This window comes from Mycobacterium sp. AZCC_0083, from assembly GCF_014202335.1.
In the GTDB taxonomy this organism is placed as follows: domain Bacteria; phylum Actinomycetota; class Actinomycetes; order Mycobacteriales; family Mycobacteriaceae; genus Mycobacterium.
The window spans coordinates 29,982-46,718 of the sequence record NZ_JACHGP010000015.1 but is presented as its reverse complement, the minus strand read 5'-3'; the positions used below and the strand labels follow the sequence as shown (position 1 = coordinate 46,718).

At 66.1% G+C, this 16,737-nt stretch carries 16 protein-coding genes; 8 read left to right on the top strand and 8 right to left on the bottom strand.

All coding sequences use genetic code 11. The features are described 5' to 3' along the window. The first annotated feature begins 42 nt into the window (after positions 1-42). Positions 43-921 (top strand): patatin-like phospholipase family protein, encoded by an 879-nt coding sequence (locus HNP02_RS44145; protein ID WP_255507150.1) that lies wholly within the window; start codon positions 43-45, stop codon positions 919-921. A gap of 1 nt (position 922) precedes the next feature. Here HNP02_RS44145 and HNP02_RS31035 read toward each other — a convergent pair whose 3' ends face one another. After that, positions 923-1,165, bottom strand: a complete 243-nt coding sequence (locus tag HNP02_RS31035; protein WP_184444481.1) for a hypothetical protein — start codon at positions 1,163-1,165, stop codon at positions 923-925. A gap of 251 nt (positions 1,166-1,416) precedes the next feature. Here HNP02_RS31035 and HNP02_RS31030 point away from each other — a divergent pair, with 251 nt between their 5' ends. Continuing rightward, on the top strand, positions 1,417-1,806 hold the full coding sequence (locus HNP02_RS31030; RefSeq protein ID WP_184444655.1) for a nuclear transport factor 2 family protein: 390 nt from the start codon (positions 1,417-1,419) through the stop codon (positions 1,804-1,806). Here HNP02_RS31030 and HNP02_RS31025 read toward each other — a convergent pair whose 3' ends face one another. From HNP02_RS31025 to HNP02_RS31015, 3 genes are all read right to left on the bottom strand, one after another. Further along, positions 1,807-2,784 (bottom strand): DNA polymerase domain-containing protein, encoded by a 978-nt coding sequence (locus HNP02_RS31025; RefSeq protein ID WP_184444480.1) that lies wholly within the window; start codon positions 2,782-2,784, stop codon positions 1,807-1,809. A gap of 50 nt (positions 2,785-2,834) precedes the next feature. Beyond that, positions 2,835-3,803, bottom strand: coding sequence for an aldo/keto reductase (locus HNP02_RS31020; protein WP_184444479.1), 969 nt, complete (start codon positions 3,801-3,803; stop codon positions 2,835-2,837). 151 nt (positions 3,804-3,954) lie between these two features. Next, positions 3,955-5,115, bottom strand: a complete 1,161-nt coding sequence (locus HNP02_RS31015) for an NAD-dependent formate dehydrogenase (protein WP_184444478.1) — start codon at positions 5,113-5,115, stop codon at positions 3,955-3,957. A 244-nt stretch (positions 5,116-5,359) separates the two neighbouring features. Here HNP02_RS31015 and HNP02_RS31010 point away from each other — a divergent pair, with 244 nt between their 5' ends. Further along, positions 5,360-6,265 carry a LysR family transcriptional regulator gene (locus HNP02_RS31010; protein ID WP_184444477.1) on the top strand — a complete coding sequence of 302 codons (906 nt, stop codon included), beginning with the start codon at positions 5,360-5,362 and terminating at the stop codon, positions 6,263-6,265. Positions 6,266-6,275: 10 nt separating this feature from the next. Here the strand turns inward: HNP02_RS31010 and HNP02_RS31005 are convergent, their stop codons facing one another. The 3 genes from HNP02_RS31005 to HNP02_RS30995 are packed head-to-tail and all read right to left on the bottom strand — an operon-like array spanning position 6,276 to position 9,112. Continuing rightward, positions 6,276-7,703, bottom strand: coding sequence for an NAD(P)(+) transhydrogenase (Re/Si-specific) subunit beta (locus tag HNP02_RS31005; protein WP_184444476.1), 1,428 nt, complete (start codon positions 7,701-7,703; stop codon positions 6,276-6,278). Next, positions 7,700-8,029: an NAD(P) transhydrogenase subunit alpha gene (locus HNP02_RS31000; protein ID WP_184444475.1), complete on the bottom strand. Its 330-nt coding sequence runs from the start codon at positions 8,027-8,029 to the stop codon at positions 7,700-7,702. Before HNP02_RS31000 ends, HNP02_RS31005 begins: the two co-directional genes overlap by 4 nt. A gap of 3 nt (positions 8,030-8,032) precedes the next feature. Continuing rightward, complete coding sequence (locus HNP02_RS30995; protein ID WP_184444474.1) at positions 8,033-9,112, bottom strand: Re/Si-specific NAD(P)(+) transhydrogenase subunit alpha; 1,080 nt, start codon at positions 9,110-9,112, stop codon at positions 8,033-8,035. Positions 9,113-9,467: 355 nt separating this feature from the next. On the opposite strand from HNP02_RS30995, the gene HNP02_RS30990 reads away from it, so the two are divergent. After that, positions 9,468-10,496, top strand: coding sequence for a 2-dehydropantoate 2-reductase (locus HNP02_RS30990; RefSeq protein WP_184444473.1), 1,029 nt, complete (start codon positions 9,468-9,470; stop codon positions 10,494-10,496). A 10-nt stretch (positions 10,497-10,506) separates the two neighbouring features. After that, a complete protein-coding gene (gene pyk / locus HNP02_RS30985) occupies positions 10,507-11,931 on the top strand; it encodes a pyruvate kinase (RefSeq protein WP_184444472.1) in 1,425 nt (474 codons plus the stop codon). Between the two features lie 22 nt (positions 11,932-11,953). Here pyk and HNP02_RS30980 read toward each other — a convergent pair whose 3' ends face one another. Beyond that, positions 11,954-12,409, bottom strand: a complete 456-nt coding sequence (locus HNP02_RS30980) for a PAS domain S-box protein (RefSeq protein ID WP_309241751.1) — start codon at positions 12,407-12,409, stop codon at positions 11,954-11,956. Positions 12,410-12,522: 113 nt separating this feature from the next. Between HNP02_RS30980 and HNP02_RS30975 the strand changes: the two genes are divergently transcribed. The 3 genes from HNP02_RS30975 (at position 12,523) to frc (ending at position 16,670) form a co-directional block, all read left to right on the top strand. Then, the gene (locus HNP02_RS30975; RefSeq protein ID WP_184444471.1) at positions 12,523-13,461 is read left to right on the top strand and encodes a LysR family transcriptional regulator; all 939 of its coding nucleotides are present in this window, start codon (positions 12,523-12,525) and stop codon (positions 13,459-13,461) included. Between the two features lie 150 nt (positions 13,462-13,611). Then, a complete protein-coding gene (gene oxc / locus HNP02_RS30970) occupies positions 13,612-15,345 on the top strand; it encodes an oxalyl-CoA decarboxylase (RefSeq protein WP_184444470.1) in 1,734 nt (577 codons plus the stop codon). A 68-nt stretch (positions 15,346-15,413) separates the two neighbouring features. Then, a complete protein-coding gene (gene frc, locus HNP02_RS30965; protein ID WP_184444469.1) occupies positions 15,414-16,670 on the top strand; it encodes a formyl-CoA transferase in 1,257 nt (418 codons plus the stop codon). Positions 16,671-16,737 lie beyond the last annotated feature (67 nt).

Here is a 16,737-nt window from a genome sequence, read left to right as displayed (position 1 = left end):
ACGTTCGCCGACGAGTTGTTCCGCTGCGAGGACGGTGAGCGGATGCGCATGCAGGATCTGGCGATCCCGTGCGAGACCGTCGTGGCAGGCGTGCGCAAGCAGTCATTCGACCAGTTGCCGAGGCGTTTCCGAGGCGTCGCGACGTCTGCTCTGCAGCCGCGCACTCTGCCATTCCTGAGGATCGGGATCGGTCCGGTGGTGGCCGCCCGGCTGTGGCAGGTGGCCGCCTTCATCGACAGCCGCGTGGTCAAGCCGATCATCGTCGGTGGCGACGATTTGACTGAAGCGATGAACGTCGTTGACGCAGTAGCGTTTTCGTGCTCAATCCCCGGGGTGCTGCACCATGAGACCAACGACCGCACGATGGATCCCCTGCTCGACGATTTGATGCAGGTCAAGGACGTCGCGGCGCTGGACGACGGTGGCGCCGCGAGCAACGTGCCGGTGGAATTGGCGTGGAGACGGGTGCAGGACGGTCGGCTCGGCACACGCAATGCCTGCTACTTCGCGTGGGACTGCTTCCATCCGCAGTGGGATCCCAAGCATCTGTGGCTGCAACCGGTCACCCAGGCGGTCCAGATCCAGATGGTGCGCAATGCGCCGTTTGCGGATCGGATCGTGCAGTTCAGTCCGACCCTTTCGCCGGTGACCCTGGCCGCATCCGAGGGCGCGATCGACCGCGCGCTGGAGTGGGGTCGCAGGTCGGTCGAGCCTGCGCTTCCGATGATCAAGCGGTTGATGGAGCCGGTGTGGTGGGAGGGCGACGGGCCGCCGGTCGTCGAGCACGAGTCGAGGCCGTCGGCGAAGGCCGGCGCGAAGCCGATGAGTGCCATCATCGCCGCGGCCCGCAGCGCCGCCGCCCGGATGTCTCGCAGGCAACGGCTCGGTCAGGCAGCGGAGCGACTCGCCAGGAAGACGTGAGTCACCCGATCAGCCACCGGCAGACCACGGGATTCTGCATGCACGCGGCGTTGATGTCGGGCAGGGCACCCGAACACGGCATGCCGTTCTCCTGCACGCAGCCAGCTGGCATGGGCGGACATGGGGTCCCGTCGGGCCGCACGCACGCCTGGTCTAGTGGGCCTGCGTATGCCGGTATTGCGCTGGTGAATGCCATGCTCAGAGCAACGGTCGCCGCTGCGCACAGTAGTTGGCTGAACTTCATGATTTACTGCCCCTCTCAGCGAAGCAATCCTGGCCACCAGTTGCCTGATATTCACGGTTAGCTCGCTCAGCAAAAACTCGTTGATCAATCGAGGCTAACTCTCGGCAGGCCCCTTCGAAGCGGTATTCACGAGTTGATGCTCGGGACCTGTCACTGCCACCCACTACGTTCGACCCGCTGACGACGTTCGACGTCACCAATCTCCAGGAGGTTTCGAGTGGTCGAGAACATGGGCGACTTCCGCGCACTGGATCATCGAGGACGGCCTCGAGGGGCTCGTCGACGGTGAGCACTTCTTCGATCTGCTTGCCGAGGACGTGATCTTCGACTTCATCATCACGGTGCCGGACTACCCGCGCCACGTCGTGGGCCGCGACAACCTCGTCGAGCTCTACCGGGGTTACGGCTCGACGTTCTTCCTCGACCGCTGCTACGACCTTCGTGTGCACCGGTCGCCGTCGACGTCGACCGTGGTGCTCGAATACTCCTCGGAGGGAAGGATCGTGGCGACCGGGCAGCCGTACTCCAACCGGTACATCTCGGTGGTCGTCATCGAGGATCGCAAGATCGCCGAGTGGCGCGACTACCTCGATCCGCTGCGTGTCTTCGCCGCCCTCGAGGGGCGCCCCTTCGAACCCTGATCAGCCATCGTCGGACCGGCGGGCACGGGCGCGGCGCTTGCCCTCGTGCATGGCCGCCACGCGGGCGACCGGAATGGTGCGGCCCTGTTCGATCAGCTCGGTGGGCAGGCGCTGCGGGGCGGGCATCGACTCGGCCCACGGGTCGCGGCCGGCGAGTGCGTCGATCGCCGTGTGCACCGTGAAGTCGGCGGGCGTGATCCGGTCCAGGTCCGACCAGTCCAGCGGGAACGACACCGGCGTCCCCTTGCGCAGCCGCGGGCTGTAGGCAGCGGCGATCGTCGCGCCACCTGCCCTGGTGGAATCGACGAACACCTTGCCACCGCGGTCCTCCACGATGAACGCCGTCGTCGCGATGTCCGGGTCGAGCGCTTCGGCGCGGGCGGCGAGTGCGCGGGTGGCACCTGCGACGTCCTCGACCGGGGCGTGAGCGTCGATCGGCACGAACACGTGCACGCCCTTGGCGCCGCTGGTCTTGACCGCACCCGCAAGGCCGCAGTCGGCAAGCGCACGACGGACCAGGTGCGCGACGGCGACCACGGCGGCGAAGTCGTCGTCGGTGGGCGGGTCGAGATCCAGCACCAGATGCGTAGGGCGGTAGATGTTCTCGGCGAGGCCCAGCGTCGGGTGGTATTCGATGGCGCGTTGGTTGGCGAGCCACAGCAGAGTGCGCCGGTCGTCGCACAGCGCGTAGTGCACCTCGCGTTTGGACGCCTCGGCCCAGATCGGCACCGTACGTACCCAATCCGGCGTGTACTTGGGCACGTTCTTCTGCATGAACGGTGCCCGTCCGCGCAACACCCGCAGCACGGTGAGGGGGCGGCCGACGAGCCCGGGCAAGATCCGGTCGGCCACCGCGTCCAGGTAGTCGACAAGATCACGCTTCGTAGCGCCGGCGTCGGGCGCGAGCGGCTGGTCGAGGTTGGTCAGGTCGACTCCGTCGCGCTGCTCGGCCTTAGCGGAACTGCGGTTTGGGGTCATGTGCTCACGATAAGCACCTGACGATTCCGCGGCCTCGCTTCGGCCAGCGTTTAGCGGTTGAGCTTCTCGCGGATCGTGTCGGCGACGAAGCGGCCCATCGACACCGGCCGGAACGCGCGGGCAGCCTCGGTCAGTGCGTCGCGGGAATCCGTGCTCAGCTCGATGTCGGCGGCAGCGACGTTGAATTCGAGCTGGTCCACACTCGACGCGCCAGGAATCGCGACGACGCCGGGCAGGCTGATCAGCCAGGCCAGCGCCACCTGTGCCGGCTTGGCGTCGACCTCCGTTGCGACGTCGCGCAGCGTCTGCAACAGCGGCTCGACCCGGCGCAGGTTCTCGGTGCCGAACAACCGGTTCACCGCGCGGACGCCACCGGGCCGGTTGTCGAGGCCGTACTTGCCGCCCAGCAGCCCCTGCGCCAGTGGGCTGTAGGCGATCACGATCCGGTTCTCCCGCTCGGCGAACGGGACGAGGTCATCGAGCGGCTGTGGGTGGGCGAGGGAAAACTGCACCTGGTTGCTGATCACCGGCCGCCCGAGGGCGGCATCGGCCTTCTTCCAGCGGGCGAGCGAATAGTTCGATACCCCGGCCGCCCCGATGCGCCCTTCGTCGAGCAGGCTGCGCATCCCCGGCATGATCACCGAATCGGGGACGACGGGGTTCGGCTGGTGGACCTGGTAGAGGGGGATGCGGTCGAGCTGCAACCGGCGAGCACTGGCGAGGGCACGCTGCTTGACCACCGCAGGGAACGGTGCGATCGGGAAGATCTTGCTCGCCACCGCGACGTCGGCGCGCTTGTCGCCAAGAGCGTCGCCGAGGATGCGCTCACTCTTGCCCGTTCCGTACACCTCGGCCGTATCGAACAGCGTGACGCCAAGGTCAAGGGCGCGCTGCACGATGTCGCGCGCGGCGCCCGAGGCGTAGTCGTCTCCGTAACCCCACTCGCGTGAGCCGAACTGCCATGTGCCCAGACCGATCCGGCTGACCCGTCCTACTCCGTCGACATCGAGATACTTCATACACCCACGGTACTGCCGTCACGGGACGTGGCGAGGGTCGCGTTCAAGCCACATTCGTCGACAAGGGCGCAGCCGGGCCGACCATGACGAAAGCCGCCCCGGCTCGCACCGGGACGGCTTTCGTGCCCTTCGATCAAGGGCCGCCTACAGATCAGACGGTGGCGGTGTACGACCGTGCGCCGACGCCGGCGAGCGCGCCACCGTCGACGATCAGGTACTCGTCGCGGATCGGGGTGCCGGAGAAGTAGCTCTCCAGGATCTCCCGAGTGCCTGCCGCGTAACGGGTTTGCGCCGAGAGCGATGACCCCGAGATGTGCGGCGTCATGCCGTGATGCGGCATGGTGCGCCACGGGTGATCGGCCGGCGCCGGCTGCGGGAACCACACGTCACCCGCGTAGCCCGCCAGCTGACCGCTCTCCAGGGCGCGGACGATCGCATCGCGATCGCAGATGAGTGCGCGCGCGGTGTTGATGAGGTAGGCACCCCGCTTCATGGTCCCGATCAGTTCGTCGTTGAACAGTCCACGCGTCTCCGGGTGCAGCGGCGCGTTGATGGTCACCACGTCGAGCTCCGGCACCATGTCCTGCACCGACGGGTGATAGGTCAGGTTGAGCTCGGCCTCGACCTCGGCGGGCAACCGGTGCTTGTCGTAGTAGTGCAGGTGCACGTCGAACGGTGCCAGGCGGCGCAGCACGGCAAGGCCGATCCGGCCCGAGGCGATGGTGCCAACGTGCATGCCCTCGACGTCGTAGGACCGCTGCACGCAGTCGGCGATGTTCCAGCCACCGTTGAGTACCTGCTGATAGGACGGCAGGTAGTTGCGGACCTGCGAGAGAATCATCATCACGACGTGCTCGGCGACGCTGATGCTGTTGCAGAACGTCACCTCCGCCACGGTGATGCCCCGCTCGATCGCGGCGTCCAAATCGACGTGGTCCGAACCGATTCCGGCTGTCAGGGCGAGCTTGAGCTTGGGGGCACGCGCGATCCGCTCCGCGGTGAGGTAGGCGGGCCAGAACGGCTGCGAGATGACGACCTCGGCATCTTCGAGGTGCTGATCGAGTACGGAGTTGTCACCGTCCTTGTCCGACGTCACGACCAACTCGTGGCCGAGGCCCTCGAGGTACGCCCGGAGGCCGAGCTCTCCCGAGACACTGCCGAGCAGTGCGCCAGGCGTGAAGTCGATCGCCGACGGCGTCGGCAGGGATTGCCCGTCGGGGTAACCGTCGAGGTGGGGGAGACCGTCGCGCGCGTAGCTGGTGGGGTAACCGTCGATCGGATCGTCGTAGAGTACGCAAACCACTTTTGCCATGATTCTCGATTCCTTTTTCTCGTTTGCGCCCGACGGGTTCGGCCATGCGGTCATGGAAAGGCGCGGATAACCGACATTCGCCCTCTTGCGTGTGAAAGAGGTTCGTCACCAATCGTTTTGGCGGCTCGTCGTGTCGATGTAACCGACGCTACAACCGCTGCCAGCTCTGGACAATGGATTGGTCTTTGCGATCTGACATGCTGCGATAGTCTTTCACTATCGGGGTTGGCGATGGAGTGGGTGAATGCACGGCGAGGTGGTGATCCAGCAGCTGGAGTACCTGGTGGCGCTGGCCCGCGAGCGCCATTTCGGCCGAGCCGCCTTGGCATGCCACGTCAGTCAACCCACGCTCTCGGTGGCAATTCGCAAGCTCGAACACGAACTCGACGTCGTGATCGTGTTGCGGGGTCAACGATTCGAGGGGTTCACCGCCGAGGGGCAGCGCGTCGTCACCTGGGCCCACCGGATCCTCGCCGAACGCAACGAGCTCCTGGCTGACGTCGAGCGGATGCGCGGTGGGCTGACCGTGACGGCCCGCATCGGGGCGGTGCCGACCTCGGTTCCGACGAGCCCATTGGTCACCAGCCGGTTCCTCGAACGGTACCCGGGCGCACGAGTCCGCGTCGAGGCGTTGTCGTCTCGCGAGATAACCCGGCGGCTTGGCGAATTCGAGCTCGATGCCGGTCTGACGTATCTGGACAACGAGACACCTCCCGGCACCAAGCGGGTCGAGCTCTACCGGGAGCGCTACGTCCTGGTGGCGCCATCGGAGCACCCGCTGATGCAACAGTCCGAAGTGCGGTGGGGGGAGGCGGCACAGCTTCCGTTGTGTGCGTTGACCACCGCGATGCGAAACCGCCGCATCCTCGACGCGAACATGGCTGCCGATGGCGTCCAGTTCAACCCGGTCGTCGAGACCGACACGGTCGGTGCGCTGTACACGCACATGAAGACGCTGCGCATGGCGAGTGTGGTCGCACACACCTGGCTCGACGCATTCGGCATGCCCGACGGCCTGGCGATGCGGCCGATGGTCGAGCAGGGGCCAGGCCCTGCCGTCGGCCTCATCGTGTTGGACCGTGAGCCGAATTCCCTGGTGGCCCAAGCGCTTCTCGAAGCTGCCGCCGACGTGGGGCGCGCGAGCCCCTAGCGTTGCGCGGTCACAGTGCCTTGAGTTCTTCGATGACTCCACTGACGGACTTCTTGGCGTCGCCGAAGAGCATGGAGGTCTGGCCGAGGAAGAACAGCGGGTTCTCGATGCCGGCGTATCCGGAGGACATCGAGCGTTTGAGCACGATGACCGAACGGGACTTGTCGACGTCGAGGATCGGCATCCCATGGATCGGGGACGAGGGGTCGTTGCGGGCGGCGGGGTTGGTGACGTCGTTGGCGCCGATGACGATGGTGACGTCGGTACGGCCGAATTCGCCGTTGATGTCGTCCATTTCCTTCATCGCGTCGTAGTCGACGTCCGCCTCGGCAAGCAGCACGTTCATGTGCCCGGGCATCCGGCCGGCGACGGGGTGAATCGCGTACTTCACCTCGACCCCCTTGGCTTCGAGGAGGTCGGCCATTTCCTTGACGGTGTGCTGGGCCTGCGCGACGGCCAAACCGTAGCCGGGCACCACGATGACCTGGTTGGCATACGCCATCTGGATCGCGGCGTCCGCAGCGGAGGTCGCCTTCACGGTGCCCTGATCGGTGACGGTTGCTGCGGCGCCGGCAGATCCCGCGCCGAAGGAACCGAACACGATCGCGGGGATGGAGCGGTTCATCGCCACGGCCATCAGGTTGGTCAAGATGCTGCCGGAGGCGCCGACGATCATGCCGGCCACGATCATCGCGGTGTTGTTGAGCGCGAGACCGGCCGCGGCAGCGGACAATCCGGTCATCGCGTTGAGCAGGGAGATGACCACGGGCATGTCGGCGCCGCCGATGGGGAACACCACGAACAATCCCATGACCCCGGCGAGGACCAACACGACCACGATCAGCCAGATCGGGGTACCGGTGCCGGCGTGCAGGCCCAGGTACACCGAGACGGCGATCGCGGCGATCAGCAACACCACGTTGGAGGCCTGGAAGATCTTGGCGGACTTGACCAGTGCCTTCTCGATGTTCTTGGGGATCGATTCCTGAAGCTTGAGGAACGCCACCAGCGAGCCCCAGAACGAGACGGAGCCGATGATCGCGGCGAACAGCGATCCGACCACCAGGGCCACTGAGGGGGTTTCGGTGATGTGGGCGAAGCCGTCGGTTTCGATGAACTCCGCCCACGCGATCAGGGCGACGGTGCCACCACCGACGCCGTTGAACAGGGCGACCAGTTGCGGCATCGCGGTCATCTTGGTCTTCTTGGCCGGCGGCACCCCCAGCGCCACCCCGATGGCCAGGCCGGCGGCGATCAGGATCCAGTTGATCGACGCGGTATCGCGCACCGAGATCAACGTGGCGATCACGGCGATGCCCATGCCGGTGGCGGCGATCCAGTTGCCGCGCACCGCGGTCTTGGGTCCGGTCAGGCCGGACAGTCCGAGGATGAACAGGCCGAACGCCAGGATGTAGAGGCCGTTGACGAGATAGGTCACTTCCCGGCCTCGGCTTCCGCGCGCACAGGTTCGGGCTTCTTGCTCTTGAACATGCTCAGCATCCGGTCGGTGACCAGGAACCCGCCGATCACGTTCAGGGTGCCGAAGATCAGGGCGATGAACGCGATGATCCGCACGCCCCAGGAGGCGTCGGCGGGCAGGTTGCCAAGCACGATCAACGCGCCAAGGACGACGATGCCGTGGATGGCGTTGGTGCCCGACATCAACGGGGTGTGCAAGGTGTTGGGGACTTTGGAGATCACGGCGAATCCGACGAACCCGGCAAGGACCAGGATCGCGATATTGGCCAACAATTCGTCATACATCGGTCAGTTCACTCCCTCACGGGTGACACAGGAGGCCGCGACGACTTCGTCGTCGAAGTCGGGGGCCAGGGCGCCGTCGGTGATCAACAACTCCAACAGTGCGGTGATGTTCTTGGCGTACAACTCACTGGCATGCTCGGGCATCGTGGCAGGCAGGTTGAGCGGCGACGCGATCGTCACCCCATGTTTGACGACCGTCTGGCCGGGTTCGGTGAGCTCGCAGTTCCCGCCGGTCTCACCGGCCAGGTCGATCACCACACTGCCCGGCTTCATGCCTTCGACTGCGGCAGCAGTCACCAAACGCGGTGCGGGACGGCCGGGGACCAGCGCGGTCGTGATGACTACGTCGAACTTCGTAATCGCCTGTTCCAACGCCTCTTGTTGTTGGGCGCGTTCGGATTCGGTCAACTCCCGGGCGTAGCCGCCCTCGCCTGCCGCATTGATACCCAGGTCGAGCCACTGCGCACCGACCGAACGGACCTGATCGGCTACCTCCGGACGCACGTCGTAGCCGGTGGGTTTGGCACCGAGTCGTTTCGCCGTGGCCAGGGCTTGCAAGCCGGCGACACCGACACCCAACACCAACAGGGTGGCGGGTTTCACCGTGCCCGCCGCGGTGGTCATCATCGGGAAGAACCGGGTCGACTCCGAGGCGGCCAACAACACCGACTTGTAGCCCGCCACGTTCGCCTGCGAGGACAGCGCATCCATCACCTGCGCCCGCGAAATCCGCGGAATTGCCTCCACCGCAAACGCGGTGACGTTGGCTAGGCGCAGCCGCTCCACGATTTCCGGCTGCGCACGCGGCGCGAGGAAGCCGATGAGGACCGAACCTGGCTTCAGCAGGCTGGTTTCGTCGGCGGTCGGCGGGTTGACCTTGACGACGACGTCGGCGGGCCAGGGATCACCGATGGTGGCGCCCGCCTTCTCGTAGTCCTCGTCGCTGATCATCGTTCCGTCTCCGGCCCCGCTCTCGACGACGACCTCAAGACCGAGGGCTCGCAGCCGCTCGACGATCTTGGGGACCAGCGCGACGCGGCGTTCACCCTCCGCGGATTCCCGCGGCACTCCGATGAGCGTCATATTCCTCTTCCTGGCTGTTGCCGACCCGCACGTTTCGGCGGCTTTGGTCGGTGCCTCCGGCGGCCACGCCGTGCCGGGACGTGGTTCAGGATAGGTAGATCGCATATTGTATGCAACCCCCATTTGGGGGAGGCGGAAGAGGGGAGGCTTGCGTTACCGTCGGTCGGGCGCTGCGGTAGCGCCGCGAATTACGTTGGCGGCGGACCATTCTGCGGCCAAGGCGGGCGCCACCCGCACTCCCGTGCCCTGTCCGCAGGATCGACGCTCGGGGAGCAGTAGGCGCGCGCAATCGTCCGCTGGACCTAGACAGCAGACGGAATAGTTGCATACAGTATGCGATCAAAGGGAGGTTGCCGTGAAGATTGCAGTTGTTGGAGCCGGGGCGATTGGCGCCTACTGGGGCGCCGCGTTGCAGCGCGGTGGTGCCGACGTGCACCTCATCGCCAGGAACGCACACCTGCACGCGATGCGAGAGAACGGTGTGCGGGTCCTCAGTGACCGCGGTGACTTCGTGGCGTATCCGAATGCCACGGATGACCCAACCGAGATCGGACCCGTCGACTACGTCTTTCTCGGCCTGAAGGCGCACAGCTATCCGTCGTGCGGCCCCCTCGTGGAACCGCTACTCGGCCCGAACACCGCAGTGTTGGCCGCGCAGAACGGAATTCCGTGGTGGTACTTCCACGAACTGCCAGGGCCGTACCGTGGGCGTCGGATCGAAGCCGTCGATCCCGGCGGCGCCACCAGCGCCGTGTTGGCACCGGAGCGGGCGATCGGTTGTGTGGTGTATCCGGCCACGACCATCGAAGCCCCAGGTGTGATTCGACACCTGGAGGGCACCCGCTTCTCCATCGGCGAGCCGTCGGGGGAGATCTCCGATCGCTGTAAGGCGTTGAGCGAAGCCATGATCGCCGGGGGATTGAAGGCGCCGGTCGAGGCCGATCTACGCAGTGACATCTGGATCAAGCTCATGGGCAACGTCGCGTTCAACCCGCTCAGCGCACTCACCAGAGCGACGATGGTCGAGATTTGTCAGCATCCGCTCACCCGGCAACTGGTGATTCAGCTGATGGAGGAGACGCTCGACATCGCCGCCAAGGTCGGCTGTACCCCGGACATCTCCATCGAGAAGCGGCTGCGCGGAGCCGAGAACGTCGGCCACCACAAGACCTCCATGCTGCAAGACCTCGAGGCGGGCAAGCAGCTGGAACTCGACGCCATCGTGGCTGCGGTCGTGGAGATGGCAGATCTCACCGGCGCAGCCGCTCCAACGCTTCGCACCATCCACGCCGCCACCGACCTCCTCGCGCGCACGTGCGAGCCAGGAGCGTCGCATTTCGCTCGCATCCGCGAAGCGGAAACCCAACCGGCTCTGACGACCTAAGGAGAACACAGTGAACCGTCGCGCCAAGATCGTCTGCACGCTCGGACCCGCCACCAGCACCGCGCCACGCCTCGCCGAACTCATCGACGCCGGAATGGACGTGGCGCGCTTCAACTTCAGCCACGGCACCCGCGCCGACCATTCGGCGGTGTACGGCATGGTCCGCCAGATCGCCGCGGAGAGCGGTCGCGCGGTCGGCGTGCTCGCGGACCTCCAGGGCCCGAAGATCAGGCTGGGCGGCTTCGCCGCCGGACCGGTGGTCTGGGCGGACGGTGAGCAGATCGTGATCACCACCGCGGATTGTCCAGGTGACCACGACCGGGTCTCCACGACCTACGGCGGGCTGTCGAAGGACGTCCGGACCGGCGATCGGCTACTGATCGACGACGGCAAGGTCGACCTGCGGGTGCTCGACGTCAACGGCGACGACATCAGGTGCGAGGTCGTGCACGGCGGCCCGGTCAGCGACCACAAGGGCATATCCCTGCCAGGGATCGACGTGAGCGTTCCGCCCCTGTCCGAGAAGGACATCGAGGATCTCAAGTTCGCACTCGAGCTGGGTGTGGACATGGTCGCCATGTCCTTCGTTCGGGCCCCCGAGGAAGTGAAGCTCGCACACGCGATCATGGACGAGGTCGGGCGGCGGGTGCCCGTCATCGCGAAACTGGAGAAGCCCGAAGCGGTTTCGGACCTGCCTGCAATCGTCGAGGCCTTCGACGGTCTGATGGTCGCGCGCGGTGACCTCGGTGTGGAGATGCCGCTCGAGCAGATACCACTGGTGCAGAAGCGCGCCATCCGCTTGTGCCGTCAAGCGGCGAAGCCCGTCATCGTGGCGACCCAGATGCTCGACTCGATGATCACCGATCTGCGTCCCACCAGGGCCGAGGTCTCCGACGTGGCCAACGCGGTCTTCGACGGCGCGGACGCCGTGATGCTGTCCGCCGAGACCAGCGTCGGGGAGTATCCGGCGCACACCGTGGCCACGATGGCGCGCATCGTCGAGGCCGCCGAGGGCGGGGCGAGCCTCGGCGACACGTCGGACTGGACTACCTGCGAAGACGGCCAGGATGCCGTCTTCGGTGACGCGATCGCGGCCGCGGCGTGCGAAGTCGGCAGGCGACTCGGCGCCGCGGCGCTGTGCTGCTTCACGCGGACGGGCAACACCGCGCTGCGCCTGGCTCAGCAGCGATCCCCGTTGCCGCTGTTGGCCTTCGTGCACGACGAGTCCGTGCGCGCGCGGTTGGCCTACTCCTGGGGCATCGAGTCCGCCGTGGTGGCACCCGCCGCCAAGGCCGAGACCATGGCGACCGAGGTCAGCGAGGCGCTGGTGGCCATGGGGACCTGCCATCCCGGCGACGTGGTCGTCGTGGTGTCCGGAAGCCGGAGCGGCGTGGCCGGCTACACCGACTCGGTGCGCGTACTGCGCATCGAATGACGTTGCCAGGCGATCGGGTCGGTCACGCCGACCCGACGCGGGCTTCGAGCTCGGCGATCTTGGTACGCAACTCGCGCTCGGCGTTGCGGCGCTCGGTCACCTCGCGCATGATCGCCGAGATCCCGACGATGTCGCCGGCCTCACCCCGCAGCAGGGCCACGCTGAACTCGATCGACAGCCGATGCCCGTCACGGTGCAATGCGGGCACGGCCAACAACGAGTCCCCGTAGCGGGTGTACCCGGTTGCCATCGTCTGCTCGTACCCCTTGGAATGCCGCGCCCGCAGCTTCTCCGGGATGATCAAGTCGAGGTCGCGCCCCACCGCTTCATCGGCGGAATACCCGAACATGCGCGTCGCCCCGCCGTTCCACAGACGAATGATCCCGTCCGGATCGCTCACGACGATGGCCTCGGCCGATTCGGTCACGACCGCGTGGGCCAGCCACGCCTCGCTCATGGTGCCGGTGCTGTCAGCCACGTCGCTGCTCCTTCATCCAGTTGATTGTCCTGCGAAGATTGCGCTAGCGTACAGGATAACGCATACTGCATACACACAGGTTTGACGCGATGTGACGGTAAGGAGGAGTGCTCATGCTGCTACGTCAGCTGGAGTACTTCGTGGCCGTCGCAAGGGAACGACACTTCGCCCGCGCCGCGGAGGCGTGTTACGTCTCGCAGCCCGCGCTGTCGACGGCGATCGCCAAGCTGGAGCGCGAACTGAACGTCACGCTGATCTATCGCGGGCAGAACTTCGAAGGTCTGACGCTGGAGGGCGAACGCCTCGTCGTATGGGCCAAGCGGCTGCTCGCCGAGCACGACGGTCTCAAGGCCGAGGCGGCTGCCATGCGGGCAGGCATCTCCGGGACGTTGCGTCTCGGTACGGGGCCGACGGTATCGACGACGACGGCGCTACCCGTCGCCGCGTTCTGCGCGCTGCACCCCTTGGCGAAGGTGACCATCTGCTCACGGCTGTCGTCAACGGAGTTGCTCCGCCAACTGCGCGACTTCGAGCTGGACGCCGCCATCGCCCACTTCGGCCCCGACGACCAGTCGGGACTGGAGGTCGTGCCGCTGTACCGCGAGCGGTACGTGCTGCTCGTCTCCGGTGACCAGATCCTTCCCGGTGCGCGCACCATCACGTGGAACGAAGCGGCCCAGCTACCACTCGCATTGCTGATGCCGCACATGAGATTTCGCCAGTTCATCGACAAGGCGTTCGCGGAGAACGGCGCAGCCGCGCTACCTCAGATCGAGACGGATTCGGTCGCGTCGCTCTACGCCCACGTCGCCACCGGTGCATGGGCGAGCGTGGTGCCCCACACCTGGTTGCGCTCGATCCCGCTGACCGGGGCGGCGAGAGCGGTCCGCCTCGTCGAGCCCGAGACGACGGCGCAGATCTCCATGGCGATCCACGCCGGCTCCGGCTCGGTTGCGGCAAGAGCGTTCCTGAACGTCGCCGCAGGCGCGCGGCTCGACGAGGCCTTCGACCTGGAGCGGCGAGACTTCGCCGCTGACCTGAGCAGGCCCTAAATGTCCATCCAACGACGCGGGATGACGGCGCACCACGTGATAACTGGCGTTTATCGGCCGGTTGACGACAGGTCTTGGACGCGCCTGTCCGCAACGTGAAAAGTCGTCATACGTAAGGCAAATCATCATCGTCCAGGAAGGGTCCACATCATGACCGTCGCTCCCATGCGAGACACGGAGGCCGGGAGTACCGACGAGCCAGCTGCTCTCACCGATGGGATCCACCTGGTCGTCGATGCGCTGAAGCTCAACGGCGTAGAGACCATCTACGGGGTGGTCGGCATCCCGATCACGGATCTCGCCCGGCTCGCGCAGGCTTCGGGCATCCGCTACATCGGCTTCCGGCACGAGAGCGATGCCGGCCACGCGGCCGCCGCTGCCGGGTTCCTCACACAGAAGCCGGGCATCTGCCTGACCGTGTCCGCTCCTGGCTTCCTCAACGGGCTTGTCGCGCTGGCCAATGCCACCACGAACTGCTTCCCGATGGTCCAGATCTCCGGATCCAGCGAACGGCATCTCGTCGACCTTCAGCGGGGCGACTACGAGGAGATGGACCAGCTGCCTGCGGCCAAGATGTTCGCCAAGGCCGCTTATCGAGTATCGCGGGCCGAGGACATCGGCCGCGGTATCGCGCGGGCGATCCGCACCGCGGTATCCGGCCGCCCAGGAGGGGTCTACCTCGACATCCCGGCCGCCGTGCTCGGCGAGGTCATCGATGCCGAAGAGGCCAAGTCGACACTGTGGCGGCTCGTCAACCCCGCCCCGCGCCAGCTGCCCGAAATCGAAGCGGTCGACTCCGCAATCGACCTGCTCGCCAACGCCAAACGACCGTTGATCGTGCTCGGCAAGGGCGCCGCCTACTCCCAGTCCGACGAGCAGATCCGCGAGTTCGTCGAGACCACCGGCGCACCGTACGTGCCGATGTCCATGGCCAAGGGCCTGCTGCCCGACGACCACCCGCAGTCGGCGGCCACCGCCCGATCCCTTGCGCTGAAGAAGGCCGACGTCGTGATGCTCGTCGGTGCGCGCCTGAACTGGCTCCTCGGCCATGGCGATGCACCGCAGTGGAACCCCGACGCCAAGTTCATCCAGGTGGACATCGCCGCAGCCGAGATGGACAGCAACCAGCCCATCGCCGCCCCGCTCGTCGGCGACATCGGTTCGGTGATGGAATCCCTCCTCGAACGGGCCAAGCCAGGTCAGATCACGGTCCAGACCGAATGGCGCGAGGAGCTCGCGGCCAAGTCGGCGCAGAACGTCGCCAAGATGGAGGTCCGCCTCCAGGCGGCGCTGACCGCGCACCCGATGAAGTTCCTCGGCGCGCTGCAGGCGATCCGCGACGTCCTGCATGACAACCCCCAGGCCTATGTGGTCAACGAGGGCGCGAACGCGCTTGACTTGGCGCGCAACACGATTCCCATGCAGGTACCGCGCCATCGGTTGGACAGCGGGACCTGGGGCGTGATGGGCATCGGCATGGGCTACGCCATCGCCGCCGCCGTCGAGACCGGCGAACCCGTCGTCGCGATCGAGGGTGACAGCGCCTTCGGGTTCAGCGGAATGGAACTGGAGGCGATCTGCCGCTATGACCTGCCAATCGTCACCGTCATCCTCAACAACGGCGGCGTATACCGCGGTGACGACCCCTCCACCTCCAGTGACCCGGCGCCGACCGCGTTGCGGGCCCGCCACGAATACATGATCAAGGCCTTCGGCGGCAAGGGATATCAGGCCACCACGCCCGAGGAGGTCGCCGCCGCGCTTCGTGAGGCCCTGGCATCGGGCAGGCCCGCACTCATCGACTGCGTAATCGACCCGTCGGACGGCACCGAGAGCGGCAACATCGCGCACCTCAACCCCAAGGGCATCACCGTCAAGCAGTGAGTACGGCCGAAACATCCACTCCAAACGACAAACGCACAGAGTCACAAACAGAGGAAAGGAAACGTCACATGACTGAACTGCCGCTCTCCGGGATCAAGGTGATCGACTTCACCGGTGTCCAGGCGGGCCCGGCGTGCACTCAGATGCTCGCCTGGTTCGGAGCCGACGTCCTGAAGGTCGAGCGCCCGAAGGGGGGTGACGTCACGCGAAACCAGTTGCGCGACATCCCCGACGTGGACGCCCTCTACTTCACCATGCTCAACAGCAACAAGCGTTCGCTGGCGATCGACACGAAGTCGCCCGAGGGTGTCGAGGTGATGGAGAAGTTGGTTCGCGAGGCCGACGTGCTGGTGGAGAACTTCGCGCCCGGTGCCATGGACCGGATGGGGCTGTCGTGGGAGACGCTCCAGGAGTGGAACCCGCGGCTGATCTTCGGCTCGGTCAAGGGCTTCAACGACGACTCGACGTGGAACGACCTCAAGGTCTACGAGAACGTGGCCCAGTGCGCAGGCGGCGCAGCGTCCACGACCGGATTCTGGGACGGCCCGCCGACCGTCAGCGGGGCGGCCCTCGGTGACAGCAACACGGGCATGCACCTGCTGATCGGGATCCTGACCGCGATCATCCAGCGCGACAAGACCGGCAAGGGCCAGAGAGTGTCCGCGTCTATGCAGGACGCCGTGCTCAACCTCTGCCGCGTCAAGCTCCGCGACCAGCAGCGTCTGGACGCGATCGGCTACCTCGAGGAGTACCCGCAGTACCCGAATGGCGAGTTCGGCGAAGCCGTTCCGCGCGGCGGCAACGCCGGCGGCGGCGGCCAGCCGGGCTGGGTGGTCAAGTGCAAGGGCTGGGAGACCGACCCCAACGCCTACATCTACTTCACCATCCAGGAGCAGAACTGGAAGCGCACGGCGGAGGCCATCGGCCACCCCGAGTGGGTCGAGGATCCGGCGTACAGCACCGCGCGTGCTCGCCAAGACAAGATCTTCGACATCTTCGGTGAGATCGAGAAGTGGCTTGCCGACAAGACGAAGTGGGAGGCAGTCGACATCCTGCGCGTCTGGGAGGTGCCCTGCGCACCGGTCATGTCCATGAAGGATCTGGCCGCAGATCAGTCTCTGCGCAAGAGTGGCAGCATCGTCGAGGTCGATCAGAAGGGCCGCGGAACCTTCCTGACCGTCGGCAGCCCGATCAAGTTCTCGTCGTTCAAGCCCGAGATCAAGGGCGCACCGCTGCTCGGTGAGCACACCGACGAGGTCCTAACCCAACTCGGCTACGACGCGGACACGATCGAGGAGTTCCACAAGAAGAAGATCGTCGTCTAAATGGTGGAAGCCGGCCCCAGGACACCTTCCCGGGGCCGGCTTCGCCCCATTCTCCCGTCCGTTGACC